Source organism: Streptomyces sp. NPDC091289, assembly GCF_044757365.1.
Taxonomy (GTDB): Bacteria; Actinomycetota; Actinomycetes; order Streptomycetales; family Streptomycetaceae; genus Streptomyces.
The window spans coordinates 208729-225154 of sequence record NZ_JBIVUT010000010.1; the positions used below are offsets into that span (position 1 = coordinate 208729).

16 protein-coding genes are annotated in these 16426 nt (G+C 71.2%); 8 read left to right on the top strand and 8 right to left on the bottom strand.

Annotation, left to right across the window (positions count from 1 at the left end):
* Nucleotides 1-2: 2 nt before the first annotated feature.
* From wrbA to ACIQPT_RS15725, 3 genes are all read right to left on the bottom strand, one after another.
* Nucleotides 3-626, bottom strand: a complete 624-nt coding sequence (gene wrbA / locus ACIQPT_RS15715; protein ID WP_401156255.1) for an NAD(P)H:quinone oxidoreductase — start codon at nt 624-626, stop codon at nt 3-5.
* A 154-nt stretch (nt 627-780) separates the two neighbouring features.
* On the bottom strand, nt 781-2076 hold the full coding sequence (locus ACIQPT_RS15720; protein ID WP_401156257.1) for an ion channel protein: 1296 nt from the start codon (nt 2074-2076) through the stop codon (nt 781-783).
* A gap of 116 nt (nt 2077-2192) precedes the next feature.
* A complete protein-coding gene (locus ACIQPT_RS15725) occupies nt 2193-2558 on the bottom strand; it encodes a YbjQ family protein (protein WP_070204481.1) in 366 nt (121 codons plus the stop codon).
* A gap of 152 nt (nt 2559-2710) precedes the next feature.
* On the opposite strand from ACIQPT_RS15725, the gene ACIQPT_RS15730 reads away from it, so the two are divergent.
* Complete coding sequence (locus ACIQPT_RS15730) at nt 2711-3439, top strand: DedA family protein (RefSeq protein ID WP_401156258.1); 729 nt, start codon at nt 2711-2713, stop codon at nt 3437-3439.
* Nucleotides 3440-3526: 87 nt separating this feature from the next.
* Here the strand turns inward: ACIQPT_RS15730 and ACIQPT_RS15735 are convergent, their stop codons facing one another.
* The gene (locus ACIQPT_RS15735) at nt 3527-5230 is read right to left on the bottom strand and encodes a threonine/serine exporter ThrE family protein (protein WP_401156259.1); all 1704 of its coding nucleotides are present in this window, start codon (nt 5228-5230) and stop codon (nt 3527-3529) included.
* A 189-nt stretch (nt 5231-5419) separates the two neighbouring features.
* On the bottom strand, nt 5420-5914 hold the full coding sequence (locus ACIQPT_RS15740; protein WP_018514302.1) for an inorganic diphosphatase: 495 nt from the start codon (nt 5912-5914) through the stop codon (nt 5420-5422).
* A gap of 113 nt (nt 5915-6027) precedes the next feature.
* On the opposite strand from ACIQPT_RS15740, the gene dacB reads away from it, so the two are divergent.
* The 7 genes from dacB (at nt 6028) to ACIQPT_RS15775 (ending at nt 14682) form a co-directional block, all read left to right on the top strand.
* On the top strand, nt 6028-7476 hold the full coding sequence (dacB, locus tag ACIQPT_RS15745; protein WP_401156261.1) for a D-alanyl-D-alanine carboxypeptidase/D-alanyl-D-alanine-endopeptidase: 1449 nt from the start codon (nt 6028-6030) through the stop codon (nt 7474-7476).
* 66 nt (nt 7477-7542) lie between these two features.
* Nucleotides 7543-8679 (top strand): zinc-dependent metalloprotease, encoded by a 1137-nt coding sequence (locus ACIQPT_RS15750; RefSeq protein ID WP_401156262.1) that lies wholly within the window; start codon nt 7543-7545, stop codon nt 8677-8679.
* Nucleotides 8680-8865: 186 nt separating this feature from the next.
* On the top strand, nt 8866-9978 hold the full coding sequence (tilS, locus tag ACIQPT_RS15755) for a tRNA lysidine(34) synthetase TilS (protein WP_401156264.1): 1113 nt from the start codon (nt 8866-8868) through the stop codon (nt 9976-9978).
* A 97-nt stretch (nt 9979-10075) separates the two neighbouring features.
* Nucleotides 10076-10615 (top strand): hypoxanthine phosphoribosyltransferase, encoded by a 540-nt coding sequence (gene hpt, locus ACIQPT_RS15760; protein WP_030593143.1) that lies wholly within the window; start codon nt 10076-10078, stop codon nt 10613-10615.
* A gap of 182 nt (nt 10616-10797) precedes the next feature.
* Nucleotides 10798-12855 (top strand): ATP-dependent zinc metalloprotease FtsH, encoded by a 2058-nt coding sequence (gene ftsH, locus ACIQPT_RS15765; protein WP_401156266.1) that lies wholly within the window; start codon nt 10798-10800, stop codon nt 12853-12855.
* Nucleotides 12856-13019: 164 nt separating this feature from the next.
* Nucleotides 13020-13625 carry a GTP cyclohydrolase I FolE gene (folE, locus tag ACIQPT_RS15770; RefSeq protein ID WP_018514307.1) on the top strand — a complete coding sequence of 202 codons (606 nt, stop codon included), beginning with the start codon at nt 13020-13022 and terminating at the stop codon, nt 13623-13625.
* A gap of 67 nt (nt 13626-13692) precedes the next feature.
* A complete protein-coding gene (locus tag ACIQPT_RS15775; RefSeq protein WP_401156268.1) occupies nt 13693-14682 on the top strand; it encodes a hypothetical protein in 990 nt (329 codons plus the stop codon).
* 18 nt (nt 14683-14700) lie between these two features.
* On the opposite strand, the gene ACIQPT_RS15780 is transcribed toward ACIQPT_RS15775, so the two are convergent.
* From ACIQPT_RS15780 to folB, 3 genes are all read right to left on the bottom strand, one after another.
* Complete coding sequence (locus tag ACIQPT_RS15780; protein ID WP_401156270.1) at nt 14701-15189, bottom strand: DUF3180 domain-containing protein; 489 nt, start codon at nt 15187-15189, stop codon at nt 14701-14703.
* 236 nt (nt 15190-15425) lie between these two features.
* Nucleotides 15426-16037: a 2-amino-4-hydroxy-6-hydroxymethyldihydropteridine diphosphokinase gene (gene folK, locus ACIQPT_RS15785; protein ID WP_401156272.1), complete on the bottom strand. Its 612-nt coding sequence runs from the start codon at nt 16035-16037 to the stop codon at nt 15426-15428.
* Nucleotides 16034-16393, bottom strand: coding sequence for a dihydroneopterin aldolase (folB, locus tag ACIQPT_RS15790; RefSeq protein WP_003968268.1), 360 nt, complete (start codon nt 16391-16393; stop codon nt 16034-16036). Before folB ends, folK begins: the two co-directional genes overlap by 4 nt.
* Nucleotides 16394-16426: the final 33 nt, after the last annotated feature.

Here is a 16426-nt window from a genome sequence, read left to right on the forward strand (position 1 = left end):
GGTCAGCTCTCCGCCGCCAGGCCCGCCTTGATCGCCCGGGTGAACTTCACGACCCGCTCGGCCTGCACCCGGGCGGCGGTCAGCGTCTGCTCGCCGACCGGGATGTCGCCCTGCCCGGCGATGTGGGAGGTGCCGTACGGATTGCCGTCCACGAACTTCGTCGGGTCGGTGTACCCGGGCGTGACGAGGATCCCGCCGAAGTGATGGATCGTGTTGTAGAGCGCGAGCAGCGTGGACTCCTGGCCGCCGTGGGCGGTGGCGGTGGAGGTGAAGCCGCTGTAGACCTTGTCGGCGAGCTGCCCCGACTGCCACAGCCCGCCGAGCGTGTCGAGGAACTGCTTCAGCTGGGCGGTGACGTTCCCGAACCGGGTCGGCGAACCAAGGATCACCGCGTCCGCCCAGACCATGTCGTCCGGCGAGACCTCGGGGATGTCCGCGGTCGCCTCGACGTTCTCCGCCCACGCCGGGTTGGAGTCGATGGCCGCCTGCGGGGCCAGCTCCGCCGCCCGGCGCAGCCGCACCTGCGCCCCGGCCCGCTCCGCGTCCTCGGCGATGGCCTTCGCGATCGTGGCGACGGTGCCGGTGGAGGAGTAGTAGATGACGGCGACGTTGACGGGCGTGGGCATGCGGAGGACCTCCGTCGGAGCAGCGGTACGGAACCGGATCGGGACGTAGCTGCGCAAAGCGCACGAACCAGACGATACGGAGGTTCGGCCCGTCCGGCGCGCCGGGCAGAGCTTTCTCCGTGACCGCGCACACCGCCCGTATGCCGCCGCCCGTTCACCGCAGCGACTTCCCGTCCCCGTCCAGCTGCATCTGGGCCCGCCCGGTGACCAGCAGCCAGGCGGGCAGCGTGGCCGCGCACAGCAGCGGCACCACGGACGTGTCGCCGACCAGCACCGCCGCGGTGAACAGGCTCACCCAGCCCTGCCGGGTGACGGCGAGCAGCACGCCCAGCACCGCACAGGAGACCGCGAGCGCCGGCGGGACCGCGTCGACGAGCGCGTGGGCGCAGAGCCCGAGCGACACCCCGGCGAAGACCGCGGGGAAGATCCGGCCGCCCCGGAAGCCGCAGGTCGCCGCGATCACGAGGGCGGCCATCTTCACCACGGCCATCCCCGCGAACTCCCCGGCCGACCAGCCGTCCGGGTCCCCGGCGAGCTCCTTCACCTCCTCCAGCCCCTTGAAGAGGGTGAGATGGCCGCCCAGCGCGCCGAGCAGCCCCAGCACCAGACCGCCCGCCGTCAGGGCGAGCACCGGGTGGCGCAGCGCCGTGAAGACCCGGTGGGCCACCGGGAAGGCGTACACCGCGAGCAGCCCGAGGAGTGCGCCCGCCGAGGCGATCAGCAGGGCGGAGAGCAGATCGCCCCAGTGCGGTCCGGCGTACGCCGGGAGGGACAGGTCGAAGCTGGGCTCGGCGATCAGTGACATGGTCAGCGCGCCCGTCGTGCCGGCCGCGAGCGGCGCGAACAGCCGGTCCCAGAACGCCCCGGGGCCCGGCTGCGAGGCCAGCGTCTCGGAGAGGATCAGCGCGGCGGCGATCGGCGTGCCGAAGAGCGCCCCGATCGTCCCGGCCGCGGCGAGGGACACCCACAGCTCGCCCGGTGCGCCGGGCGCGAACCGCCGGCCCAGCCAGAACGCCAGCGCGATGTTGGCGGCGGTGATCGGGTTCTCCGGCCCGAGGCTCACCCCGCCCGCCAGAGCCAGGGCGGTCACCAGGAGCAGCCCGGGCACGACTCCGGGCCGCACCGGCGCGTCGACCAGCCCGGTGGTGGCCGGATCCGGGCCGCCGTGACCGGGCACGGCCCGCAGGACGAGACCCACCGCGAGGCCGGTCGCGGTGAGCATCGCGACCATCCACACCGAGGAGAACCGCCCCACCCCGAGCGCGTCCGGCAGGGTCTCCCAGAGCACGTCCTGGAGCCGCTCCGCCAGCACGCTCACCCCGAGCAGGATCAGCGCGCAGACGACGCCGACGACGATCGCGGGCAGCACGAGCGGCAGGAGCCGCCGGGCCGGGGCGGCCGGGGGATGCGGGGGAGCGGGCGGCGGAGATGCGGGGGATTCGGAGGCCACCGGCTCACCCTAGGGCGACGAAACGGGCAAACCGCTCCAATAGCGGCCCCAGTGGCCCCGCGTCACGCCCGCGTGGCACCCGCACCCACCCCGGGCCGCGCCCGCACTCGCCCCCGTCACACCTTGCTGATCACCGCCGCCGTCCCGTACGCGCAGACCTCCGTGCCCACGTCCGCCGCCTCGGTGACGTCGAAGCGCATCATCAGGACCGCGTTCGCGCCCCGGGCCCGCGCCTGCTCCACGAGCCGCTCCATCGCCTGGTTCCGGGTCTCGACCAGCGTCTTGGTCAGCCCCTTCAGCTCGCCGCCGATCATCGACTTCAGCCCGGCGCCGATCTGACTGCCCAGGTGACGCGACCGTACGGTGAGCCCGAAGACCTCGCCGATGACCTGGGTCACCTGATAGCCGGGTACGTCGTTCGTGGTGACGACCAGCACGTCCGCCTGGGCCGTCTGGCCGCCGCCGTATTCCTCAATGCCCATGTTTGTGGCACCTCCTGTGATCAGCTTCGGGCCGCTTCCCGGGATGCGCATTCCCGCGGTGGGCCACTGGAACCACGGGGGTTCATCGGGCGTTGATAGCTTGGGGTAGCCACAGCGCCGCCATCGCACACATCATCCTGGAGCCCGGACCCTTGAATACGCTTGCGCTCGGACCGAGCTGGCTGGACCCGGACTATCTGCTCAACACGTTCGGACTCCCCGGCCTGCTCCTCATCGTCTTCGCCGAGTCCGGCCTCCTGATCGGGTTCTTCCTGCCCGGCGACTCGCTGCTGTTCACCACGGGCCTGCTGGTGACCACGGGACAGCTGAAGTACCCGCTCTGGCTGGTCTGCACGCTGGTCGCCGTCGCCGCGATCGTCGGCGACCAGGTGGGCTATCTCTTCGGCCGCAAGGTCGGCCCGGCCCTCTTCAAGCGCCCCGACTCCCGCCTCTTCAAGCAGGAGAACGTGGAGAAGGCCCACGAGTTCTTCGAGAAGCACGGCCCGAAGTCCCTGGTCCTGGCGCGCTTCGTGCCCATCGTGCGCACGTTCACGCCGATCATCGCGGGCGTCAGCCGGATGAACTACCGCTCCTTCATCACGTACAACATCGTCGGCGCGATCCTCTGGGGCGTCGGCGTCACCGTGCTCGGCGCGATGCTCGGCAAGATCGACTTCGTCCACGAGCACATCGAGATGATCCTCATCCTGATCGTGCTGATCTCCGTGGTGCCGATCGTGATCGAGGTGCTGCGGGCCCGCAGCCAGAACAAGAAGGCGGCCGCGGCCGAGGCACGGGACGGCGGCGACGGCACCGGCCGCCCCCCGGCGGGCGGCAACGGCCCCGCCTCCGGCCAGCGCGGCCGCCACGCCAAGCGCTGACACCCCCCGCGTACGTACGCGACGAAGGCGCCCCTCCCCGGACCTGCGGGAGGGGCGCCTTCGTACGTACACGACGCCCGGCTGGGCTCAGAACCCGCGCGTCCGCTTCGCCGCCCGCCGGCTCGCCCCGCCGACCGCGCCCGGCACCCCCATGAACAGCCGCGAGATCTCGCTCCCCAGGTTCACCCCGATCGCGATGGCCAGCGCCGTGGCGACCGCCGTCGACAGCGAGGTCAGCCCCCGGGTCACATCGTTCTGGGCCACGCCCAGCAGACCGAAGTACGTCGCCGAACCCGGCAGCAGCGGCCCGATCGCCGCCGTGATGTACGGCAGCGAGGAGTGGAACCGGTAGCGCGAGAACAGCTGGCCGAACAGGCCCACCAGACCGGCCGCCACCGCCGTCGCCGCGACCGGCGAGATGTCCCCGGTCCTGGCCATCGCCCCGAAGATGATCCAGGCCACGCCGCCGTTGAGCGTGACCGCCAGCACCGTCGAGCGCTCCTGCTGGAGCAGCACCGCGAAGGCCAGGCTCAGCGACATCGACACCAGGATCTGGATCACCGGCCGGTCATGGGCCACGAACTGGGCCTCGGGATTGAGCTGGGCCCCCAGCTGCACCCCCAGGTACAGGATGATCAGCACGCCCGCGACGATCCCGATGAAGAAGTACATGACCTCCAGGAGCCGGGCCGACGCGGTGATGTAGTAACCGGTCAGCCCGTCCTGCACCCCCGCCACCAGCGCCCGCCCCGGCAGCAGCGCGAACAGCCCACCGGTGATCACCGCGGACGGGCGGATGTCCGTCGAATGGGTCAGCGTCAGCGCCACCCCCATCGCGGCCGGCGGCATCGCGGCCACCGTGAACTGGTAGAACTCCGGCAGCCCGCGCCCGGCACACAGCCACGCCAGCCGGTCGCCGAGCATCGCGCCCGCCGCCGCCACGATGAACACCAGGAACCCGCCGCCGACCAGCACGGAGGCCGAACCGGCCAGCAGCCCGGCGGCCGCCGTCAGCACCCAGCCCGGGTACGGGTGGCGATTACGGCGGATCTCCGCGAGACGGCGGTAGGCCTCCTCCAGCGAGACGTCGGCATCGGTGCTCGTGATGTCGTCGACCAGCCGGAACACGGCCGCCAGCCGCGTGTAGTCGGTGCCCCGGCGACGTACCGTACGGCTCGCCGTCACCGGGTCGTCGACCAGCGACGGCTGGTGCGAGATGGACAGCAGCGTGAACGTGACCGTCGGCTCACTGCGGTCGAGACCGTACGAACGGGTCACCGCGAACATCGCCGCCTCGACGTCCTCGGCGCCCTCACCGCCCGCCAGCAGCAGCTCCCCGATACGCAGCGTCAGGTCGAGCACGCGCGGCACCGCCGGGCCCGTCTCGTCGTCGGTGCGCTGGATGGACTCCGCGGCCGGACGCTCGGTCACCGGCATCCGCAGCATCGTGCGCATCCGGTCCTGCCAGGGCGCCTCCTTGGTCAGCCTGACCATCGGAATGCCCTGCGCCGGGGTGAACGCGGGCGGCGACTGCTGGGCGTTGTACGTGCTCGGCGGCGTGAAAGCGGAACTCAGCGTGTCGGAGTTCGAACCGCCCCCGGAACCGCCGCCCGACGCGGCCGGACCACTCGGTTCCTGGTGCACACCGGTCGGCAGCGCGAACTCCGACGTCGGGTGGTCCTCCTCGGGCGGCGACACCGGATGCATCGTCCCCGCGGGCGGAGAGAAAGCGCTCCGCGCCTCGTCGGACTGGGGCTTCTGGTCCTCAGGACCGCCCGATTCCGCCACCACTCGACCTCGTTCCTCCTCGACCGCACATCACTGGGGGTGTCTCCCGCCGCACGTCTGCCCAGTATGGCCACCGGCATGGGCCCCGCACGCGCAGGAGTGCGGACAGCGAAACGGGCGGCACACCCGCGAAGGTGTGCCGCCCGTTCCCGTACGGCCGTCCGGCTCACAAACGGAACCGGAAGAGGGACGTCAGTGCTTGCCGCCCTGCGCCTCAAGACGCTTGTACGAGGCCTCGATCTCGGCCTCCGCCTCGGTACGGCCGACCCAGTCGGCGCCCTCGACGGACTTGCCCGGCTCCAGGTCCTTGTAGACCTCGAAGAAGTGCTGGATCTCCAGGCGGTCGAACTCCGACACGTGGTGGATGTCGCGCAGGTGCTCGACGCGCGGGTCGGACGCCGGGACGCAGAGCAGCTTGTCGTCGCCGCCCGCCTCGTCGGTCATCCGGAACATGCCGATGGCGCGGCACTTGATGAGGCAACCGGGGAAGGTCGGCTCGTCCAGAATGACCAGCGCGTCCAGCGGGTCGCCGTCCTCGCCGAGGGTGTTCTCGACGAAGCCGTAGTCGGCCGGGTAGCTGGTCGAGGTGAAGAGTCGACGGTCCAGGCGGATCCGACCGGTCTCGTGGTCCACCTCGTACTTGTTCCGCGAACCCTTCGGGATCTCGATGGTGACGTCGAACTCCACGGGTGGCTCCTCCATGATCAACACATACGACTGGTGATTAAGTGTCCCCCACGCAGAAGAGTGCTCGCGAAAGGGGCTGGTCAACGGTGGCCGAGCCGGTGGAAAGACCGTCGATGCGCCCGTCGGACCCGTGGGGCAGGCTGAAGGTCCTGAAGAACAGACACAACGGGTCGTACACCTGGCAGGTCATCGCAGGCTCCGCCACGCTCGGCCTGGTCGTCGCCACCGGCGCCGTCCTCGCCGCCGGCCCCTGGGACAACGGTCAGCGTAAGGCCGAGCGGGCACTCGCCGTCACCGCGGACCGCACAGGTGGCGCACATCACGGACGCCCGACGCCCGACGACCCCCGCCCGGCCCCCAGCGCCCCGCCCGTCCTGCCCGCCCTCGGCACCACCACCCACGACGCCCCCCAGGACCCCGCCGCGCTCCGCGACACCCTCGCCCCGCTCATCGGCGTGCCCGCACTCGGCACCGAGGTCGCCGCGTCCGTCGTCGACACCGCCACCGGCAAGCAGCTGTACGGCCACGGCGCCGACACCGCCCTGACCCCGGCCTCCACCGTCAAGATCGCCACCACCACCGCGGCGCTCTCCGTCCTGGGCCCCGACCACCGCATCGCCACCACCGCCGCGCTCTCCCCCGACTCCCGCACCCTCACCCTCGTCGGCGGCGGCGACCCCACGCTCAGCAGGGCGGCCCTGCGCGCGATGGCCACCGAGGCCGCCGAGGCCCTGCGCGAGGAGGACGGCACCTCCGTACGGCTCACGTACGACACCTCCCGCTACACCGGCCCCGTCCTCCACCCGATCAGCCCCAACGAGAACATCGCCCCCGTCACCGCCCTGATGGTGAACGAGGGCCGCCTCGACGACACCGACCGCGGCACCGCCGAGCGCAGCGAGGACCCCGCGGGCGACGCCGCCCGCGCCTTCGCCGCCCAGCTGAAGAAGGCCGGGGTCAAGGTCACCGGCGCCCCCCGCGAGGCCCGCCCGGCCGACAAGGCCCGCACCGTCGCCACCCACCACTCGGCCCCGCTCTCCGCCCTCGTCGAACGCACCCTCACCAACAGCGACAACGACATCGCCGAGGCCCTCGCCCGGCAGACCGCCATCGCCAAGGGCGAGAGCGCCTCGTTCGCCGGAGCCCGCCGCGCCGTCACCAACGAACTCAAGAAGCTCCGGGTCCCGGTCGCCGGCGCCCACCTCGCCGACGGCAGCGGCCTGGACCGCGAGGACCGGGTCACCCCCGCCCTCCTCACCGCCCTCCTCGCCCGCGCCGCCGACCCCGACCGCCCCGGACTGCGCCCCGTCCTCACCGGCCTCCCGGTCGCCGGCTTCAGCGGCACCCTCGACGCCCGCTACGAGAAGAGCTCCGGGGGCACCGGCCTGATCCGCGCCAAGACCGGCACCCTGCGCGGCGTCAACTCCCTCGCCGGAACCGTCGTCGACCCGCGGGGCCGGCTCCTCGCCTTCGCCTTCCTCGCCTCCGGCACCGAATCCGCCCCCGACGCCGAAGCCGCCCTCGACGCCCTGGCCACCGCACTCGCAGGACCGGCGGGCTGAGCCCCCGGCACCCGAAGAGCGCCCAACACCCCACCGCCGGGCGAAGGCCTCACGTACGGTTGACGCATGACGAGCATCGGTGGTGCAGAGATGGTCGACTGGAACCTCGCGGTCGCGACCGCGACCCGACTGGTGAGGCCCGGGCCCGACATCAGCCGCGAGGAGGCCCGTGCCGTCGTCGCGGAGCTCCGGCGGCACGCCAAGGCCTCGGAGGAACACGTCCGGCTCTTCACCCGGATGATCCCCGAGGGGACCGAACCCGAGGACACCCCCGTCCTCGTCGTCGACCGGGCCGGCTGGATCAAGGCCAACGTCGCCGGCTTCCGCGAACTGCTGCGCCCCCTGCTCACCAAGATGGAGAGCCGCCGCTCCGGCGGACCCGGCGGCGTCGTCCTCGGCGCGGTCGGCGGCAAGGTCACCGGCGTCGAACTGGGCATGCTGCTCTCGTTCCTCGCCTCCCGGGTGCTCGGCCAGTACGAGACCTTCGCCCCCGCCACCCGCGACCTCCCCGCCTCCGCCAACGGCGGCGGCCGGTTGCTCCTCGTCGCCCCGAACATCGTCCACGTCGAACGCGAGCTGGACGTCGACCCGCACGACTTCCGGCTCTGGGTCGCCCTCCACGAGGAGACCCACCGCACCCAGTTCACCGGCGTGCCCTGGCTCCGCGACCACCTCCAGGGCGAGATCCAGACGTTCCTCGACGAGACCGACGTCGACCCGATGACCTTCGTGGAGCGGCTCCGCGAGGCCGCCCAGTCCCTCTCCGGCGCCGGACGCCCCGAGGGCGAACAGGGCGAGGACGGCGGCCGCAGCCTCGTCGACATCGTCCAGACCCCCGCCCAGCGCGAGGTGCTCGGCCGCCTCACCGCCGTCATGTCCCTCCTGGAGGGCCACGCCGACTTCGTGATGGACGGCGTGGGCCCCGAGGTCGTCGGCTCCGTCGCCGAGATCCGGGAGAAGTTCCAGCAGCGCCGCGCCCAGGGCGCGGGCCGCCTCGACCAGGCCCTGCGCAAGCTCCTCGGCCTGGACGCCAAGCTCCGGCAGTACAAGGACGGCGAGAAGTTCGTACGATCGGTCGTCGAAGAGGTCGGCATGGACGGCTTCAACCGCGTGTGGACCTCACCGAACACCCTGCCGACCAAGGCCGAGATCGCCAAGCCCGCCGACTGGGTCGCGCGGGTGCACCGTAAGGCCGAATCCTGACCTCCAGCCGTCCCGCAGGCGGAAATTGGCCCTCCAATCACCCATCCGAGGGACCATAGGGGCATGGGAAGGCGTGCAATGCTCGATGAACAGCTTGCCTCTGTCACCATCGACGCACTCTGAGTGACGGGACTCACGCGTTCCGGCGCTCGACGCTCCTCCCGAACTCCACGAAGGGCACCGGACATGGGTCCCCATCCTGCGGTCGCGGCGATACGCCTGGCGGTCCGCCGCGTACTCCACGACGTACTCACCGAATTCCACCGGCACGACGGCCACGACCGGCCCGCCGAAGCGGCGAGGCGCCCCGCGCACGCCGCCCGCTCCCGCTACGCCGAGGCCGGCGCCGCGGGCAGCCCCCGCACAGCACTCCCCGAACGGCCCGACACCCCACTCGTGCTCGTCGCCTGCTCCGGCGGCGCCGACTCCATGGCGCTCGCCTCCGCGCTCGCGTTCGAGGCCCGCAAACTCGCCGTCCGGGCCGGCGGCATCACCGTCGACCACAACCTCCAGCCGGGATCGGATCTCCGCGCCGCCGAGGTCGTCACCCGGCTCACCGCCATGGACCTCGACCCCGTCGAGGCCGTCGCCGTGCACGTCGGACGCGAGGGCGGCCCCGAGGCCGCCGCCCGCGACGCCCGCTACGCCGCGCTGGACGCCGCCGCCGAACGCCACGGCGCCGCCGCCGTCCTCCTCGGCCACACCCGCGACGACCAGGCCGAGACCGTCCTCCTCGGCCTCGCCCGCGGCTCCGGCATCCGCTCGCTCTCCGGCATGGCCGCCGCCTCCGGACCGGCCGGCCGCTACCGCCGCCCCTTCCTCCAGCTCGACCGGCAGACCGCCCGCAAGGCCTGCCTGGTCCAGTCCCTGCCCGTCTGGGACGACCCGCACAACATCGACCCCGCCTACACCCGCTCCCGGCTCCGCCACGAAGGCCTGCCCGCCCTCGAGAAGGCGCTCGGCAAAGGCGTCGTCGAAGCCCTCGCCCGCACCGCCCAGCTCTCCCGCGACGACGCCGACGCCCTGGACACCTGGGCCGCCGAGGCCGAGCTCTCCGTACGCGACGACACCGGCCGCCTGGAGTGCGCCAAGCTCTACGTCCTGCCGCCCGCGGTACGCCGCCGGGTGCTGCGCCGCGCACTGATCGAGGCCGGGGCGCCCGCCGGCTCCCTCTTCGCCCGGCACCTCGAAGAAGTCGACCGCCTGATCACCGGCTGGCGCGGCCAGCGGGCCATCAACCTGCCCGGCCGCGTCGAGGCGATGCGGCAGGGTGGCAGACTGGTCATTCGGCAGAGCTGACGCGCAAGCGGCTGAAGTGCAGGCGAACAGCCGGCCCGGCCCGGGGCGCGCCCCGGGCCGGCAGGCAGAGAAAGAGACGTGGGTGAACGAGAAGGACATGGGTACCGACCTTCAGTCGGTGCTCCTCACCAAGGAAGAGATCGACGCGAAGCTCGTCGAACTGGCCGCGAAGATCGACGCGGAGTACGCGGGCAAGGACCTGCTCCTCGTCGGCGTCCTCAAGGGCGCGGTGATGGTCATGGCGGACCTGGCGCGCGCGCTGTCCACCCCCGTCACGATGGACTGGATGGCCGTCTCCTCGTACGGGGCGGGCACGCAGTCCTCGGGCGTCGTCCGGATCCTCAAGGACCTCGACACCGACATCAAGGGCAAGCACGTCCTGATCGTCGAGGACATCATCGACTCCGGGCTGACACTGTCCTGGCTGCTGTCCAACCTGGGCTCCCGGGAGCCGGCCTCGCTCGAGGTCTGCACCCTGCTGCGCAAGCCGGATGCCGCAAAGGTCGCGATCGATGTGAAGTGGATCGGTTTCGACATCCCCAACGAGTTCGTCGTCGGCTACGGGCTGGACTACGCGGAGAAGTACCGCAACCTGCCCTTCGTCGGCACGCTCGCCCCGCACGTCTACGGCGGCTGACCCCGGCCGACCCGCCGGGGAACCCTCGCCGCCCTCGGGCCGTTGGAGCTTCGAAAGCAGGTTTCTCCGTCGTACCCGGCAGTCGCGGGTGACGATGCTGGGGTACCGTCCGAAGAACAGTCTTTTCAAACAGCAGCATTTACCTACGGGCAGGAGGGACGGGGCGTCTTCGCTCCGTATGGATGGACGTGAAGCGATACTTCCGTGGGCCGGTCATGTGGATCGTGCTGGCCGTCCTCGCCGTGGTCGTGTTGATGCAGGTCGTCGGCTCGTCTGGCGGCCACAAGACGGTGGACACCGGCAAGGTGATCCAGGCGATCAGTAAGAACCAGGTGGAAGAGGCCAAGCTCACCACCGGTGACGAACAAATCCTCAAGATCCAGCTGAAGGACGGCCAGAAGCTCGAAGGCGAGTCCGGCAACAAGTTCCAGGCGAGCTACATCGGCAACCAGGGCGTCGAGCTCGCCAACACGCTGCAGCAGAAGTTCGAGAACGGTGACATCGAGAAGGGTTACACCGTCTCGCCGTCGAAGCAGTCCCCGTTCATCTCGATCCTGCTCTCGCTGCTGCCCTTCGTCCTCATCGTGGTCGTCTTCCTGTTTCTGATGAATCAGATGCAGGGCGGCGGTTCCAAGGTCATGCAGTTCGGCAAGTCCAAGGCCAAGCTGATCACCAAGGACACCCCCAAGACGACCTTCTCCGATGTGGCCGGATCCGACGAGGCGGTCGAAGAACTCCACGAGATCAAGGAGTTCCTCCAGGAGCCGGCGAAGTTCCAGGCCGTCGGCGCCAAGATCCCCAAGGGCGTCCTGCTCTACGGGCCGCCCGGTACGGGCAAGACGCTGCTCGCACGCGCCGTCGCCGGCGAAGCGGGCGTGCCGTTCTACTCGATCTCCGGTTCCGACTTCGTCGAGATGTTCGTCGGCGTCGGCGCCTCCCGGGTGCGCGACCTCTTCGAGCAGGCCAAGGCGAACGCCCCGGCGATCGTCTTCGTCGACGAGATCGACGCCGTCGGCCGCCACCGCGGCGCCGGCATGGGCGGCGGTCACGACGAGCGCGAGCAGACGCTCAACCAGCTGCTCGTCGAGATGGACGGGTTCGACGTGAAGGGCGGCGTCATCCTGATCGCCGCCACGAACCGCCCGGACATCCTCGACCCGGCTCTGCTGCGCCCGGGACGCTTCGACCGGCAGATCGCGGTCGACCGCCCGGACATGCAGGGCCGGCTGGAGATCCTCAAGGTGCACCAGAAGGGCAAGCCCGTGGCGGAGGGCGTCGACCTCGGCGCCGTCGCCCGACGCACGCCCGGCTTCACCGGCGCCGACCTGTCGAACGTGCTCAACGAGGCCGCGCTCCTGACGGCGCGCAGCAACAAGAAGCTCATCGACAACGAGAGTCTCGACGAGGCCATCGACCGCGTCGTGGCGGGCCCGCAGAAGCGGACCCGGATCATGTCCGAGAAGGAAAAGAAGATCACCGCGTACCACGAGGGCGGACACGCCCTGGTCGCGGCGGCCTCCCCCCAGTCGGACCCGGTCCACAAGATCACGATCCTCTCCCGCGGCCGCGCCCTCGGTTACACGATGGTGCTCCCGGAGGAGGACAAGTACTCCACGACCCGCAACGAGATGCTCGACCAGCTGGCGTACATGCTGGGCGGGCGTGCGGCCGAGGAGCTGGTCTTCCACGACCCGACCACCGGCGCCGCGAACGACATCGAGAAGGCCACGGCAACGGCCCGCGCGATGGTCACGCAGTACGGCATGACGGAGCGGCTCGGCGCGATCAAGTTCGGCGGCGACAACTCGGAGCCCTTCCTGGGCCGCGAGATGGGCCACCAGCGCGACTACTCGGAAGAGGTCGCGGCACTGGTCGACGAGGAGGTCAAGAAGCTCATCGAGACCGCCCACAACGACGCGTGGGAGATCCTCGTCGAGAACCGCGACATCCTCGACGCCCTGGTGCTCGAACTGCTGGAGAAGGAGACGCTGGGCAAGGACGAGATCGCGGAGATCTTCGCCCCGCTCGTCCGGCGCCCCGCCCGCCCGGCATGGACCGGATCCGCCCGACGCACCCCGTCGACGCGGCCCCCGGTGCTCTCTCCCAAGGAGCTGGCCCTCACCAACGGCGCTTCGACCGCCAATGGTTCGGCCACCCCGCCGGAGATCGCCCCGACGGACCTGACGAAGGACATCGCCCCGTCCACCGAGGCGATCCCCGAGGAGCGTCCCGAGAGCTAGTCCCGGACCGACTCCGGTGAGACCCCCGTCACGGGGGCCGACCCGGTCCCGGAATGGATGCCGCGCCCCCCAGGTTTTAGCCTGTGGGGGCGCGGCTTTTCCGTATGCCTGCGAGGTCCGAGCGCGAACCCGCGCAGGGGACAGCACAGAGGAACGAGGCACAGATGACCGACCCGGTGACGCTGGACGGCCAGGGTTCGATCGGCGAATTCGACGAGAAGCGGGCCGAGGCGGCCGTACGCGAACTGCTGATCGCCGTTGGAGAGGACCCGGACCGCGAGGGCCTGCGGGAGACGCCGGGGCGGGTGGCGCGGGCGTACAAGGAGATTCTGGCGGGCCTGCGCCAGGAGCCCGAGGACGTGCTCACCACGACCTTCGACCTGGGGCACGACGAGATGGTCCTCGTGAAGGACATCGAGATCATGTCGCTCTGCGAACACCACCTCCTGCCCTTCCATGGTGTCGCGCACGTCGGGTACATCCCGGCCGACACTGGGAAGATCACCGGCCTGTCGAAGCTGGCCCGACTGGTGGATGTCTTCGCCCGCAGGCCCCAGGTGCAGGAACGGCTCACCACGCAGGTGGCGGACTCGCTCATGAGGATCCTGGAGGCGCGGGGCGCGATCGTGGTGATCGAGGCGGAGCACATGTGCATGTCCGTCCGAGGCATCCGCAAGCCCGGGGCGAAGACCACGACGTCGGCCGTACGCGGTCAGCTGCGGGACGCCTCGACCCGGGCGGAGGCCATGAGCCTGATACTGGCGCGCTAGCCCGCTTTGTCAGTGGTGCCCGATACGCTCCTCGGCCTGTGATGGTGAACGGGCCGAGGAGCGTCGCATGAGTTACGGGTTACCCAGCAGGCAGACCGTGAACGCGGTGGGAGGGCGCCTCCGGGCCCGGGGCATAGGCGTCGGTACCAGGCTGTGGACGCTGGACGGATCCCGTGCGGCGCAGACCACGGTCACGGACGTGACGGCGGTCAAGGTGCGATCGGCCGTGGAAGTCGTCACGAGCCACGCGGCCTTCACAGCGGCTCCGGATCTCCTGCTGGCCACACCGGACGGCTGGACCCGCGCCGGGGATGCGGCGGGCAGTGCCGTCGCGTGGACGCACGCCCGCAAGCTCTGCCGCGAACGGTTCACGTTCCGCGTGGGATACGCGTTCGGCTACTTCGTGGGTGCTACCTGCGCGGACGGCACGGTGGGCAGGAACTACGTCTCGCTCGTGGTGAACGACGAAGCGTTCGCCACCCGCTACGCGCGAAGTCTCACCGAGGCGACAGGTCTGGAGGCCAGGCCCCAGCCCGTGACGCGGCCCTCCGGGTACCTGGGCCGGGACATCCCGGGCTTCCGGGTGCGCGTGGTGTCCTCCTACCTCTCCGACGCGCTGCGCCAGTACGTGGGTGGTGACGCGCACCACTTGCGGCAGGGGTTTCCCCGAGTGGTGCTGCGGGACCGGGAGGTCTTCGACGGCTTCCTGGACGGATACGCGGACGGCGACGGGTGCCGGGCCAAGCACTGGGCCGGCCGGACTCTGGTCAGCGCCAACGTGCCGTTTCTCGTCGACCTGGCCGCGATCATCGGGGCGCGGTTCACTCCCGCCAGGAAGGGCCTGGCGTCGCATCTGACCGTAGTGGACCGCTGGGCGGCCCGCGGCACGTTCCGGCCGGAGCATCACGACGCCGATCCGGTGGAATCGAGCTGGGTGACGGTCGAGTCCGTACGGCCGCGCACCGCGCCGGGCAAGCCGTTCACCCTGTACGGATACCGTCTCCGGCCGCATCCCACGTTTCTGGTGAACGGGCACCTGGCTCGCGAGGCGGCGTGACCCGGCGCGGCGACCGCTCTAGGCGGCTGCCGCGCCCGTGCCGTCGTGGTCGTTGCCGTCCTCCGGGAGGCGGCAGACGCGCTCCAGGAAGAGGGCGGTCGCGATGACCGCGATGCCGGCCACCACCGCCGCGCCCGCGTAGATGGCCTGGTCGCGGCGGGGCGGGATGTCGAGGTAGCTCAGGAGGAAGACGCCGGTGCCGCCGTACACTCCGGCGACCAGGGCGGCGACCAGGGCGCTCGCCTGGCCGAAGACGACCGCGCGGGCCGCGAACAGGGGCTCCACGCCCTTGGCGCCGGGGCGGCGTTCGCGCTGGGCGCGGAGGCGGGCGCGGGTGGAGAGGGCGGTCGCGAGGAGGATCGCCGCGATGACGGCGAGCACGATCGACGCGGCCAGCGGGACGCTCGGCAGGGTGCCGAGGGAGTCCCAGAGGCGGGCTCCGCCCCAGGAGAGGACACCGGCGGCGGTGAAGAGGCCCGCCAGCACCCCGAGCCGTAGTTGCTTCACCGAGTGAGCCGCCCTTCGCGCCGCCTGTGCCCGGTCCGGCCGTGTGCCGGACCACCGTCCGTCGAGCTTAGGGCCTGTCGTTTGGATCAGGCCGGGCTCGCGGGCCCCGGCACGCGCATCTGCGGCGTTGTCGTCAGTCGCCAATGCTCCGCAGTGACTCCCTCCTCCGCCTTGCAGCTGCACGCACCGGACCCCGCTCCCTGATCCGGCCTGATCCAAACGACAGACCCTAACGATTACTCCGGCAGGCGCAGTTCCAGGTCGGCGCGGGGCAGCACGCTGTCGCGGCCGACCTCGGCGAGCAGCTGGGCCACCGGCCCGGCGCCGGGCAGCTGGGCCTCGGGGTCCACGTCGTGCCAGGGGGCGAGGACGAAGGCCCGCTCGTGGGCGCGCGGGTGGGGGAGCGTGAGCACCGGGTCGTCGGAGAGGACGTCGGCGTACGCCACGATGTCGACGTCGATGGTGCGCGGGCCCCAGCGCTCCTCGCGGACCCGGTCGAAGGCCTCCTCGACGGCCTGGCCGCGCTCCAGCAGGGAGGCGGGGGGCAGCGTCGTCTTCACGAGGATGACCGCGTTGAAGTACGAGGGCTGGGAGTTCGCCTCGACGCCCCAGGGCTCCGTCTCGTACACCGGGGAGACGGCCTTGACCCGCAGGCCCGGGGTGTCCTCCAGGGCGTCGACGGCCCCCTGGAGGGTCTCCAGGCGGTTGCCCAGGTTGGAGCCGAGGGCGATCACGGCCATCTTGGGGTTGGAGAGCGTGACGTCCGCGGCGTCCACCTGCCGGACGACGGCGGTCGGGACCGGCTGTACGGTCGGGTCGCTCTGCCCTTCGGTGGAAAATGCAGTCATGCTCGGCTCCGGGTGATGGTGATGGTCACGTCGTCGAAGGGGACGGTGATCGGCGCGTCCGGCTTGTGCACCACCACCTCGACCTCCTGGACGCCTTCGTGCTTCAGGCACTGCTGGGCGATGCGCTCGGCGAGCGTCTCGATCAGATCGACGGGTTCACCGGTCACCACGTCGACGACCTCCTCGGCCACCACGCCGTAGTGCACGGTGCGGGCCAGGTCGTCGGTGGCTGCCGCGGGGCGGGTGTCGAGGCCGAGCACCAGGTCGACGATGAAGGTCTGGCCCTCTTCCCGCTCCCGGGGGAAGACACCATGGTGCCCACGGGCCTTGAGGCCGCGCAGCGCGACACGATCCACGCGAATCACTCCTGCTGTCGTTGGTCGAGAGGC